Annotated in this window: 10 protein-coding genes; 5 read left to right on the plus strand and 5 right to left on the minus strand. The window is 38.1% G+C overall.

The window, feature by feature from the left end:
• Positions 1-136: 136 nt before the first annotated feature.
• From gdhA to CIL03_RS05895, 3 genes are all read left to right on the plus strand, one after another.
• Positions 137-1,528, plus strand: coding sequence for an NADP-specific glutamate dehydrogenase (gene gdhA / locus CIL03_RS05885; RefSeq protein ID WP_420855386.1), 1,392 nt, complete (start codon positions 137-139; stop codon positions 1,526-1,528).
• A 272-nt stretch (positions 1,529-1,800) separates the two neighbouring features.
• Positions 1,801-2,388 (plus strand): LemA family protein, encoded by a 588-nt coding sequence (locus CIL03_RS05890; protein WP_094884551.1) that lies wholly within the window; start codon positions 1,801-1,803, stop codon positions 2,386-2,388.
• On the plus strand, positions 2,389-3,378 hold the full coding sequence (locus CIL03_RS05895; RefSeq protein WP_094884553.1) for a DUF3137 domain-containing protein: 990 nt from the start codon (positions 2,389-2,391) through the stop codon (positions 3,376-3,378). It begins immediately after the preceding gene.
• Between the two features lie 23 nt (positions 3,379-3,401).
• Here the strand turns inward: CIL03_RS05895 and CIL03_RS05900 are convergent, their stop codons facing one another.
• The 3 genes from CIL03_RS05900 to CIL03_RS05910 form a co-directional block, all read right to left on the minus strand.
• On the minus strand, positions 3,402-4,037 hold the full coding sequence (locus tag CIL03_RS05900; protein ID WP_094884554.1) for a DUF421 domain-containing protein: 636 nt from the start codon (positions 4,035-4,037) through the stop codon (positions 3,402-3,404).
• A 75-nt stretch (positions 4,038-4,112) separates the two neighbouring features.
• Positions 4,113-5,327, minus strand: coding sequence for a carboxylate--amine ligase (locus tag CIL03_RS05905; protein WP_094884555.1), 1,215 nt, complete (start codon positions 5,325-5,327; stop codon positions 4,113-4,115).
• A gap of 133 nt (positions 5,328-5,460) precedes the next feature.
• Positions 5,461-6,945: a Mur ligase family protein gene (locus tag CIL03_RS05910; protein ID WP_094884557.1), complete on the minus strand. Its 1,485-nt coding sequence runs from the start codon at positions 6,943-6,945 to the stop codon at positions 5,461-5,463.
• Between the two features lie 636 nt (positions 6,946-7,581).
• Between CIL03_RS05910 and CIL03_RS05915 the strand changes: the two genes are divergently transcribed.
• Both CIL03_RS05915 and fdhD read left to right on the plus strand, forming a co-directional pair.
• Positions 7,582-9,933 carry an FdhF/YdeP family oxidoreductase gene (locus tag CIL03_RS05915; protein ID WP_094884559.1) on the plus strand — a complete coding sequence of 784 codons (2,352 nt, stop codon included), beginning with the start codon at positions 7,582-7,584 and terminating at the stop codon, positions 9,931-9,933.
• A 12-nt stretch (positions 9,934-9,945) separates the two neighbouring features.
• On the plus strand, positions 9,946-10,746 hold the full coding sequence (gene fdhD, locus CIL03_RS05920) for a formate dehydrogenase accessory sulfurtransferase FdhD (RefSeq protein WP_094884561.1): 801 nt from the start codon (positions 9,946-9,948) through the stop codon (positions 10,744-10,746).
• An 88-nt stretch (positions 10,747-10,834) separates the two neighbouring features.
• Here fdhD and CIL03_RS05925 read toward each other — a convergent pair whose 3' ends face one another.
• Entirely contained in the window at positions 10,835-11,362 is a 528-nt protein-coding gene (locus tag CIL03_RS05925) for a hypothetical protein (RefSeq protein WP_094884563.1), read from the minus strand.
• Between the two features lie 9 nt (positions 11,363-11,371).
• Positions 11,372-12,547: a ParM/StbA family protein gene (locus CIL03_RS05930; RefSeq protein ID WP_094884565.1), complete on the minus strand. Its 1,176-nt coding sequence runs from the start codon at positions 12,545-12,547 to the stop codon at positions 11,372-11,374.
• Between the last annotated feature and the right edge of the window lie 48 nt (positions 12,548-12,595).

The raw sequence follows: 12,595 nt of genomic DNA on the forward strand, positions 1-12,595 counted from the left end.
AAAATCTATTTTTTATATTGTTTAGATTGATTAATCCTAGTAAAATAAATATCATATTATAAAAATGCAGTGAATTGCAAAAAATTATACAATAAGTAATTTATATACTTATCTAAGGAGGTTTTCCGGAACAATTATGAAAATGGTACATGAAGGTACAAGTGAACAAGTATTACAGGAACAAAAAGTTCAGGAATATATGAAAAAGATTTATCAAATGGTAATCGATCGAAACCCCAATGAGGAAGAATTCCACCAGGCTGTCAAAGTCATCCTAAACTCTCTCATTCCTATCTACGTAAAAGACCAAACATATATGGATAAAGGCATATTGGAGCAATTGCTGGAACCGGAACGTGTTATCACCTTTCGGGTACCGTGGGTAGATGACGAAGGCAAAGTGCAGGTCAACCGGGGGTTTCGCGTACAATTCAACAGTGCTCTTGGCCCATACAAGGGTGGCCTCAGGTTTCATCCCTCCGTTAATTTAAGCATTGTTAAATTTCTCGGGCTGCAGCAAATTTTTAAAAACTCATTAACGGGACAGCCGATTGGCGGCGGAAAAGGTGGCGCTGACTTTGATCCAAAAGGGAAATCTGACGGTGAAATCATGCGTTTCTGTCAAAGCTTTATGACAGAGCTTTCCAGACATATTGGACCGGATGTGGATATTCCTGCTGGTGACATTGGTGTTGGTGCGAAGGAAATCGGCTACATGTTTGGCCAGTATAAAAAAATCCGAGGAAGTTTTGAAGCAGGGGTTTTAACTGGTAAAGGTTTAGGCTATGGAGGCAGCCTGGCAAGAAAAGAAGCAACCGGATATGGCACGGTTTATTTTGTACAGGAGATGCTTAAGGACCATGGCATGAGCCTTGATAAAAGTACTGTAGTAGTTTCCGGGTCTGGAAATGTATCTATCTATGCAATGGAAAAAGCAATAAAGCTTGGTGCAAAAGTTGTGGCCTGCAGTGATTCAAACGGCTACATTTATGACAAAAATGGTATTGACCTGGATACAGTGAAGCAACTGAAAGAAGTGGATTGTGGCAGAATCAGTGAATACATTGAGACACATCCCGGAGCTGAGTACGTAGAAGAATGCACGGGAATATGGTCAATCCCATGTGACATTGCACTCCCTTGTGCAACGCAAAATGAAATCAGTGAACGTGATGCAAATCTGCTTGTTGCAAATGGAGTCAAAGCTGTTGCTGAAGGTGCAAACATGCCTTCCACTTCTGAAGCAATTGAAGTCTTTCTGAAAAATAATATATTATTCGGCCCTGCAAAAGCAGTAAACGCAGGCGGTGTCGCTGTTTCCTCATTGGAAATGGCACAAAACAGCATGAGAATGGCTTGGAGCTTTGAGGAAGTAGATGCGAAGCTGCACGAAATTATGCAAACCATTTATCAAAACTGTGTTCAGGCATCGGAAGAATTTAATCGCCCAGGGAACCTGGTTGTCGGAGCAAATATCGCAGGTTTTCAAAAGGTTGCGGATGCGATGGTCGCCCAGGGTGTTGTATAAGTTTAAATACAAGCATGCAGATAATCAGATCTGCATGCTTTTTCCTCAATTATTATTTTACCCTCAGTCAATTCATTCTCCCCCCTTTGTCCTTGAAAGCATGATACCATACCTAGTTTGGATTGAACATTTCCTTTACAGTTTCAAGCACTTTTTACTTAGATTTAAATAGGCCTAAAGTATCTTTTTCAAATATTTTGTATTTTGGATATGTGAAATTTGGTACAATTACTTCAGATATTTTATCATTTTTGTGATCAATTATAAAAGGAGTGTTTAGAATCGGAGAATTTTTATTATCACCAACAGGGTTAGTTATTATTGCAATTGTTGTTATTGTTATCATTTTTATGACCATCTACAATCGTTTCATTTCGCTCAGAAACCGCACAGAACAAGCTTTCCGCTCAATTGATACATACTTGGAGCAGCGTTTTGATGCGTTGACAAAACTGGCGGATGCAGTAGCTTCACATAATGAGCATGAACGTACTGTGCATACAAGGCTAGCGGAAATTCGTTCTGGTTATAAAAACATGACAAATGATGAAAAAGTCCAAGCATCCAACGAAGCAGAGGATTTGAAACAGCGTCTCAGTTTACAGGTCGAAAACTACCCGGAATTGAAAGCTGACGGGCTCTATATAAATATGATGCGCACAACAACAGATATCGAAGAGAAGCTATCTGCAAGCCGAAGAAGCTACAATGCAAATGTTTATAAATTCAACACCATGCTTGACTCTTTTCCAACTAATATTTTCGGGAAAATGATGAATTTCAAAAAAGCTGAAATGTTTAAAGCTGCGGAGGAAAAAAGACAGGATGTCGATCTTCGTGCGAGATTGCGGGGAATGTAGATGTTTCCTTCATTTGAAAGTATTTATCCCGAGCTCGGCCCCGTTCTGAAAGAAGCTGAGGATTCACGCGCTGCGGCAAAGAAGAAAATATTTCGCAACATATTGATAATCTTGATATTGTGGGCAATTGCTATCGGGGCAGGAATCCTAACCGGAAATGGCTCAATCGGCGGAACCTTAATATTTGTTGCATTTATCGCAACCTTTGTGTTTATCGGCCTGTCTGTAAGAGCAGCTAAAGAATTCCGCTTAGACTATTCACGCAGAGTAGTCCGGAAATTGGTTCATACAATGTTTAAGAATGTTGAAGTCCCCGATGATGAGGATGAAGACGAATATGAGGCTTCTGTAAGGTTTATGCCAAATAAACGTATTGGAGTTAACAAAATAAGCACCAGTGGTATTGCCCCCCGTTTTGATCGAATTAGAGGGGAAGATTACATTAGCGGAAGGCTTGGTGCAACAACCTTCGAATTTTCTGAGATTGAGCTAATTGATATTCAGTATAAAAAAGACAGCAACGGCAACCGGAAAAAGGTAGAAAAGCGCGTATTTAAGGGCATTATGTTTATTGCCGATTTCCATAAGCATTTCCAAGGGGAAACCTATCTGATTGATAAGAAGTTCTTTGATACTGAGAGATTCGAGCTTAAATTTAAGGGAGCATTTGAAATTGAGATGGAGGATATAGCATTTAATAAGGAATTCCGGACGATGACCACAGATGATATTGAAGCTCGTTATATTCTTTCTTCTAATCTAATGGAGAGAATTATGGAGTTTACCAATAGATCCAAGGATGAAGTGGAACTATCCTTTAAAAACTCCAAGATGTATATCATGCATGAAGCCAGGAAAAACCATTTTGAAGGAAAGCTGTTTGAAAATAATGATGAAGAAACATTAAAGGAAATTTACAATGACTTCCGCACATACTTTGATATTATCGAAGAATTCAGACTGAACCGCAGAATTTGGAGCAAAAGCTAGAAAGAAGTTTTTTAACCCCGTCATTACTGCAAATGTTTTGGCGGGGTATTTGTATGTCTTTTTTCCTTAATCTCTGCAAACAGGTTATCCTGATTAAGCTGATCATTTGATGGTGGCGGAGAGTTAAACTCAACCTTTTCCATCATTTGATAATACTGCAGCATTTGATCAAGCTTTGCTGAAAGCTCCAGAAACTCTTTCTTTGTCGCCGGCTGTGCTTCAGGTTTCAATACAAAGCCGACCTGTCCATTTGGTTCGAGTGTTGCCGATTGTATATCACTTATCTTAGCAACATTACTTTGTCTTAATTTCATCTCCAGTTGGTCTACAGTGAACCGTAACTTTCTCAGATTCCTCTCTTGGATAACCCCATTTTCAATGATGATTTTTGATTTACCTGTAATCAGGTTTTCAATAAAATCACCCTTTAGCTGTCCATATTCCATAAGAATTAGTGTCAGAACAAGGACTGAGCCAACACCCAATGTCACCCATATATTCTCACCAGCTAACGGCTGGATAAGCAAGGAGCCAATCCCAACCATAATAACTGTTTGCGCCAGTGTCATTTGTGATATTGATTTTCTGCCAGCAATTCGAAGTAAAAATGTACCCCCAACCACAATAACAACCGCTTTCCAGATCCAATCAAATTCCATGATAAACTAACCCCTTTTTTAATAATGGCTGGGTTTAGTTTTTCCTGTATAAGAAAAATTATTAAAGACTTTTGATTACCACATATTATTTTTATATTTTCTGTAATAATTAATTTGACGCAGAGCAAGATAGATTTTTCTTTTCCAGCTGCGGTCCTGGGAATAAAACAATGGATTTCCCCATTTTTTTTCTTTTATAAGTCTGCGTACTTCTCGATTTATCCCCTTATCTTTAACAAACTTTTTTAATACAATTTTAGGTACCACGGTGAACAAGTAATCCGTTTTTAGCCAGCTGAGTTGTTTTTGCTTGCCATAAATGATGTCATCCACAAAATAAGCAGCCATATTGTGACCGCAAGCCGTTGTATAATAGCTGGAACGGCCTTGGCGGATATTGACTTCAAAAACTTTATACTTTCCATCCCGTTCATCATATTTAATATCAAAATTTGCAAAGCCCTGATAACCAATAGATTCCAGGAATTGCTGCAGTTTTTCAAGAAGCTCTTCATTATAGCGCGTAATCACTGCAGTATAATTTCCAATAGCAGTCACTGTATGCTCCTGGAGTACTACCTGAGCGACAGTTCCCAGCTGTGCTTTTCCTTTTGTATTTAAATAAAACACAGAATCCCACATATAGGTATCATCGCCCGGAATATAATCTTGAATTATTAAATCGTCTTCATAGCCACTGTTATTGATTTGATCAATGATCTTCTGAAGCTCGTCATTAGAATTAACCTTATACACCTTTTGCTGACCAGCAAATTTATTCTTATAATACTGGACTCCATTACTTGGTTTTACAATGACTGGAAAGTTAATCGTTTCATCGAACTTTTCTTTCTCTTTGCAGCTATAAAAATATGTAGTTGGAGTATCAAGCCCATATTCATTGCAAAGTTGGTAAAAGTTCTTTTTTAAAAGAAGTTTATTCAAAAGTTCTTCACTTGGATAATTAAAAACATACCATTTCTGTAAGATGTCCATATTCTCTATAATTAATCGGACATAAAAATCATTCGTGCCTATAAGCAGCATTTTTCGTTCAGGGGCTTCATACTTTAATGCAGTTTCCTTTAAAACTTCAACAAATTTATCACGATCCCATAAATTATTATTGATTTCAATTGCTCCAGGAATTGAACTAAGCTTTGTAAATGACATTTCCTCTTTGCCAATAATAATGGGGTTTATACCATATTCTTCATGAAATGAAATAGCCATATTATAGGCATTTATATCCGTCCCTATAATGATAGGCAGAAAATCGTACTGTTGCATAGTTTCCTCCTTAATTTTATTGCGTTAATAAGAGGCATTTTAATAGTGCCGATTTATATTATTTAAATTCTAAGTACATCCAGCAAACAAAACAGAATGAACCTGTTTTTCTTAACTGGAATCAACAATAACCCTATTCCAGATTAGTTAATAATTCGTCTGCAATACCGGCACCTTCATCCATCCCCTGGCAGCCGGCAAGTACAACCAAGTCACCTTTTTCTGCCTGTTCAAGTCCGTCTTGTATTGCATCAGGCAACTCATCATACAATTTCACTTCAATCCCTGCTTTTGTCATCACATCAAGAAATGATACTACCTCTTCGTCCGATACTTCATCTTTGGATGTAACATGGGATACACTTTTTGTTGCAATAATTTCCTTTAGTCCCAGTTTCGAGGCCCATTTAACAATAGTCTCAGCATTTTCTCTATTCGTTACCGGCCCTCTCTGCCCTCTGATGGCATATACCAGGTGAAGTTGCTTATAATCCATAAAATTAACTGTTTCCATTGTTACATCGATATTCCCGGGATTTGCAAAGTGGTCATCGATAATTTTGAATTCACTTTCAAGGATAAATTGGAACCTTCTTGGTACACCTTTAAATTCCTTTAGCGTCTGCTGAATTGCAGAAATAGAAACACCATTTAATAATCCAATAATAATGGCAACCATCGAATTATACACCGAGTGCAATCCGGGCACACCAAGCTCAACATCAAATTGGAAAGGCTTGTACACCAAATCATCATTTACTCGAATTGTTTTCAGAATCTCGAATGTATACTTCGCTCTCCCCGTAGACAAATCCAGGTTCTTACAATGAATATAACCCTCTGCTGAATTAACACCAAAGGCTATGACATTTGCATTTGTTTTATTTATAAGTGAGGCAGAGTAATCATCATCTAGGTTTAATATAGCAAAACTGTTCTCAGAAGCATCCCGTATTAAACTCGATTTATAATGGAAGTAATTTTCGAAGGAGCCATGGGTGTCAATATGTTCTCTGCTGATATTATTCAATGTAACAATATCATAATTAACTCCCGCAACCCGGTACAGTTCAAGTGCAGATGAAGATACTTCCATGGTCACGTGCGAAACATCATTATGTACCATTTCATTTAAAAAATATTGCAAATCCAGTGATTCAGGTGTTGTAAGTTCTGATGGAATTGTTTCATTTCCATTCTTAATTGATACCGTTCCTATTAAACCGGTAGTTAGTCCTGCTTTCTCTAATATAGCATTAGCCATATAGGAGGTAGTTGTTTTTCCATTTGTTGCAGTTATTCCTGTCATTTTTAATTTATTCGACGGGTAGTCATAATAGATATTTCCAAGGCGTGCAAGCGCCGCACGGCTGTTCTTCACCTGAAATTGAGGGATATCAATATTTTCTTGTATTTCTTCTACCACAGCTGCGGATACTCCACGATTAACTGCATCTTTAATATATTTATGCCCATCTGTTTTATACCCTTTAATACATACAAATAAATGACCAGGTTCTGCTTTTTGGGAATGATAGGAGACTCCCTGTATTTCCAAATCTTCGTATTCTACTTTGTTTTCTATATGCAATGAAGTTAATAATTGGCTCAGCTTCATTTATATCATTACCTCCCTATGTTATCCCGCTAAATTATATAAATAGTTGATTTTCGTTTTTCTGCTGATTAAAACAAGTATAGATGGTTTTTTACTATTCATGATTTTTAAAATCGATTGAACCATTGTAAACTCAATAATTATACCATAATTAGTTTCCTTAAACTAGGCAACTGTATTATGGTATGCATCAACCCGTATCCACTCTTAAGACAGCTCCACAGTACTCTAGTATCCACCCGCTATCTTCAGTCCTTCAAAGAGATTCCACTCGATATTTCTTGTTAGCTCTCATTAAATCCACTTGTATATTAACTAGTTTCATCATACCCTATAAATTTCGTTTTTCTTTTGTTAATTATGTACTGTTCTATAGTAGTCACTCTACTTGAAAAATTCTAAAGACAGCGAGTAATTATTTATGGTTTAATACTTCCCCTACAAAGAACAGATTCTTTCCCTCCTTGAATTCAATCTCACTATTTTGCTCAATGAAACTGATATATAATTTAATTGTTTTGTATGCGATTACATGGTATTATTTAATTATCAGAATATAATATAAATTCCGTGATAAACATACAATTATATAATACCGCAACCAGAAAGATTAAGAGAAAAACTGGAGGGTGAATAGTGGGAAATACAAAACATGATGGTCCAATTAAATTGGCAAAGAAGCCAGATCCAGATTTATGGGTCAGTAAAGTTCCATTTGGATTAGGAAAAATAAAGCCACATCATATTCGTGATACGATGAAAGTTGCATGGGAAAATAAAGACAACCTTCCTTATGCAACCCGCATCCTGACACAAGGTGTCTGTGACGGCTGTGCACTTGGAGTGTCCGGGCTTAAAGACCAAACACTCACAGGTCCACATTTATGCACTACTCGTTTGAATGTCCTTCGTTTAAATACAATGCCAGCGATAAAGGAGGAATTGCTGCACGCTGACATTGATGATTTACGCAAGATGAGCAGTACAGAATTAAGGAAATTAGGAAGAATTCCATATCCAATTATTCGAAAGCCTGGCGATAGAAAATTCAGCCGTATTTCATGGGATGATGCATTGGATAAAATAGCTGATAAAATCAAATCACTTGACCCTAAGCAATACGCTTTTTATTCCACATCGCGAGGAATCACAAATGAAGCCTACTATACTGTTGGAAAAGTAGCCCGTTTTCTTGGAACCAACAATATTGATAATGCCTCACGAATTTGCCATTCACCATCTAAAACTGCATTAAACCGCTCTGTAGGAATTGGAGCCTCCAGCTGTAATTACAAGGATTGGATTGGCACGGACGTCCTTGTATTCTGGGGATCTGTGGCAGCAAATAACCAGCCAGTTTCCACAAAATATATGTATGCAGCTAAACGCAAAGGCACAAAAATAATAATCATTAATCCATATCACGAGCCAGCCATGGACAACTATTGGATTCCTTCTATAGCAGAGTCTGCATTATTTGGCACAAAAATAGCAGATGATGTATACCAGGTTAATATCGGCGGAGACATCGCCTTCATGCATGGAATAATGAAACATTGGTTTGAAATGGAAGAGATTGAACATGGGTCTGCAATTGACCATAAATTTGTCGCAGAGCATGTGAATGGATTGGAAGAATTAAAAGAAAAGGCCACGTCCTATGAGTGGGAACAGCTTGTGAAGTCTTCTGGTATTTCAAAAGAGCAGATGATCCAATTAGCTGAACTGCTTGCTAAATCGAAGTCAGCTGTATTTGTTTGGTCAATGGGGCTGACACAGCATCGGTTTGGAACAGATAATATATCACAAGTTGCCAACCTTGCTTTATTGCGTGGTTTTATTGGACGTGAGAATTGTGGACTCATGCCTATTCGCGGCCATTCAGGAGTGCAGGGTTCTGGTGAAATGGGGGCAGATCCATTCGTTTTGCCTGGCGGTGGAATGGACGATTCCAATAGATATCGCGTAGAAAAAATATGGGGTTTTGACATCCCTGAGTGGCAAGGTGATATTGTCGGGGTTTCGCTGGAAAATGCGTTACTCCCCGAGGACCATGAACGAAAACTGAATCTTTATTATATGTCTGGAGGCAATTTTTTAGAAACAATGCCTGACCCAGAATTTGTTAAGGACGCTCTTGAAAATGTTGATATACGCGTTCACCAGGATATAATCTTTAATACTTCAACCTTTTTGGATGCCAGAGATGCAGTAATTGTACTGCCGGCAATGACAAGATATGAACAGCCTGGCGGAGGTACATCAACATCTACAGAGAGAATGGTTTACTTTTCACCCGAAATTAAAGGACCTCGTATTGAGGAGGCAAGAGCCGAGTGGGAGATATATGTCGATCTTGCAAAACGCGTAAAACCAGAGGAACAACATCTAATTGATTTTAAAGACCCATATGAAATACGCAATGAAATTGCAAAGACCGCGCCTAACTATGATGGAATCCAGCATCTTAAAAACAAAGGAGATTTATTTCAATGGGGCGGTGCCTGGTTATGTGAAGGCGGGTTATGTCCGACACCAGACGGAAAAGGAAACCTTATCTCGGTTGAATTACCTGAGCTTAGAAAGCCTGAAGGGCATTTTTATGTCACAACACGTCGCGGCAAGCAATTTAATTCTATGATTTACGGTGAAAAGGATCCATTTAATGATGCGGACCGCTATGATGTTCTCATGAATCCTGCCGATGGGGAAAAGCATGATATTTCTGAAGGTGATGCGATTGTTGTGTTCAACCAGCACGGCACTTTCAATGGCCGGGCTAAGTTTGTTCCCTTAAAAGAAGGGAACATAGAAGTACATTGGCCCGAAGGAAACTCATTAATACCTAAAGGTGTTTATGAAAAATATGCTGGAATTCCTGAATATAATACTGCAGTAATTGTGGAAAAAGCTGAAACATACTATGCACATAAAGATACAAAATATGTAGAAAAGCGTGTCGAAGAGCTTGAAATGGAAGTTAATTAGAAGGTGATTAAGGTGTATGATGCAAAGCGAAATGACTGGGAAGTTATTCGATTTAAAGGTAATTCGCTATCTATAGAAAACGAAGAAATTGCCACCGAATTTCCACTTACAATTATTTTAAATGGTGAAGAGTTTGCAACAATGGTCTGTTCACCTTCCAACTTACATGAGCTTTTAGTCGGTTTCCTGGCTTCAGAAGGTATTATTCGTTTTTATGATGAAATAAACCGAATAACGATCGATGAAGAGCGCGGTTTTGCATATATTGAGATTCCTAAGTCCCTTGAAACAATTGAATACGATCATTCGAAGCGATTTATTGGATCATGCTGTGGTAAAAGCAGACAGTTTTATTTTAAAAGTGATGTTAAAACAGCTAAGACAATTGTAAGCCGCCTCTCCATTTCCGTGGACCAATGCTATGCTTTAATGGAGCAGCTGCAGGATCGATCTAAGCAGTTTTTGCGGACAGGAGGGGTTCATAATGCCGCCCTGTGTACACCAGATGAGGTTTTAATGCTTCGGACAGATATCGGAAGACATAATGCATTAGATAAGCTTTACGGGAGAATTATTGAAGACAGAATCCCCCTATCGGATAAACTTATTGTGTTCAGTGGACGTATTTCTTCAGAGGTCTTGCTGAAAATATCAAAAATAGGTGTTGGTATACTAATTTCCAAATCAGCCCCTACTGATCTTGCTCTTAGATTAGCTGAAGATTTGCAAATAACTGCTGTCGGCTTTGCAAGAGGTAATAAATTGAATGTTTATACACATCCAAGCCGGATTGTTGAGGCTAACAGAAAATAAATGTTGGTTTTTTAGCAGTTATAAATATCTCATTATTAAATAACAAAAAGCCGATCCAAGTAGCTTATCACAACTTGGATCGGTTTTTTTACTTATTCATACTGGAGAAAAAGTCTTCTAATGGATCTTCATCTTCTTCCTGCTCTTCTTCTTTATTGAATTCTATATCCAGTCCATCAAGGTTCAGGTCACTTAAATCTTCATCATTCGGCTCAGATACCTCTTCCTGGTCCTTAGTTACTGCTGCTTCCTGCAGATATAATGCTTCGTCAATATTGCTTGAATTGCTGTTAAGTGATGCAAGCAATGCAGTCGCACGCATTGGGTCACTCAGTAATTGATAAAGGATTGTTCCGACTAATGCCTCGGAATGTTCATGCTTCAGCCAGCTTTTTTGTTCTTTGGTAAGATGCTTCGGCAACGGGACAGTTATGGTTTCCCGCTCTTTTTTATAGGTCTCGCCAACACCCTTCAGAACAAATTGCGCAATTTGACTTGAAAAGTTACGGCGCTCTGTTTCTTTCAGCCTTTGTAATTCTTTTAGCAGGTAATCTGGTGTATCAGAAGGGACACGAAATGTAATCGATTGGCCCCTTTCTATGCTCTTCTTCGACATAATCTCACCCTATTTTGCTTTTGCAGTTGATTTTTCTTCCTTGACAGCATCTTTGGTGGACTTTCTTAGGAAATCAGTAATGAGCTTATAATATGCATTAGCCATCATCCAGATACTTTCCTGTTCGTCTTCAAAGAATTCTATATTATATCCATCCAGCTTATTGTTTAACGCTTTTATATAATCTTTTAAAACCGCGGAACCACCGCCTACAAAATAGCAAATTTCAGATTGGGAGTTTTTCGCCCACACATTACGGAGGAAACGATATTCCTTTTTAGCAAGCTCCAGTAAAATATGGTCTGTAATATCATGAACATTGGTTCTGCTTCCTTTAACCATAATGTGGTGCCTGTTATTTTTCCTTGTAATGATATCAACTACATCACGTCGACTATCAAGTTCTATGCCATGTTTTGAGCGGATTTCCTCACGAATGTCTTCCAATGATTCTGAAACACCTAAGTTGAAGCCCTGTGCCTTGTCATCATCTACATTGCGATTGCGAATAACCGCGATATCTGTAGATAATCCGCCAATATCCTGTATTAGAATTTGTTTATCGATTAATTCTTTATTGATTACTTTTAAATCATTGTCCATTATAAGGTTTACATATGCAGCAAAGCCCTCTGGATAAACCTTCACTTCATCAAACTTAATATTTACTTTTTTCCCTTGGTGCTTTGGTGTTACCAGAAATTCAACCTGATGAACGGAACCAAGCAGCTGTGATCTGTAGCCAACATCTTTTCCTTCTTTAACTTCCCTTAAAGGAAGGCCAGTTCCCAGGGTATAACTCGCATCAATAACATCGTCCTTTGATTTTTTGAAAGCTTCACTGCTTACGGCATCCAATGCCAGGGAAGCGAATAGCATAATTAACGTCTGATCCTCTTCCGATTTACTGCTCCCTTGGTCAAGTTCTTGAGAATTACTCGTTTTCGTTGCCAAGTTCCCTACACGGTAGACTATACCGTTTTCTTCAAGGGCTGGTGAATGAACTCGAATATGGATGTTATCCAATACATCCTTATCGTCCAACTCCTCAATTCCAATAACCGGGCGATCCTCCATATCCGGTGCAATTACATTTGGTATGTATAATTCATTTTCTATTCTTCCAAAATTAGCTTTTAATGCATCATTCCCTACATCTACTGCAGCAATTCTTGAATTAGTCATATTAGAAAAACTCCCTTCAATTTAAAAACTTATTAATAGTTTAATAGT

Origin of the sequence: Virgibacillus indicus (assembly GCF_002266285.1) — a bacterium.
GTDB lineage: Bacteria > Bacillota > Bacilli > Bacillales > Amphibacillaceae > Virgibacillus_K > Virgibacillus_K indicus.

Bases quoted from the DNA above. Each gene is read 5' to 3' on its own strand.
- CIL03_RS05900 (WP_094884554.1), bottom strand. From the start codon at position 4,037: ATGGAATTTGATTGGATCTGGAAAGCGGTTGTTATTGTGGTTGGGGGT.
- CIL03_RS05910 (WP_094884557.1), bottom strand. From the start codon at position 6,945: ATGAAGCTGAGCCAATTATTAACTTCATTGCATATAGAAAACAAAGTA.
- CIL03_RS05925 (WP_094884563.1), bottom strand. From the start codon at position 11,362: ATGTCGAAGAAGAGCATAGAAAGGGGCCAATCGATTACATTTCGTGTC.
- CIL03_RS05895 (WP_094884553.1), top strand. From the start codon at position 2,389: ATGTTTCCTTCATTTGAAAGTATTTATCCCGAGCTCGGCCCCGTTCTG.
- CIL03_RS05930 (WP_094884565.1), bottom strand. From the start codon at position 12,547: ATGACTAATTCAAGAATTGCTGCAGTAGATGTAGGGAATGATGCATTA.
- CIL03_RS05905 (WP_094884555.1), bottom strand. From the start codon at position 5,327: ATGCAACAGTACGATTTTCTGCCTATCATTATAGGGACGGATATAAAT.
- gdhA (WP_420855386.1), top strand. From the start codon at position 137: ATGAAAATGGTACATGAAGGTACAAGTGAACAAGTATTACAGGAACAA.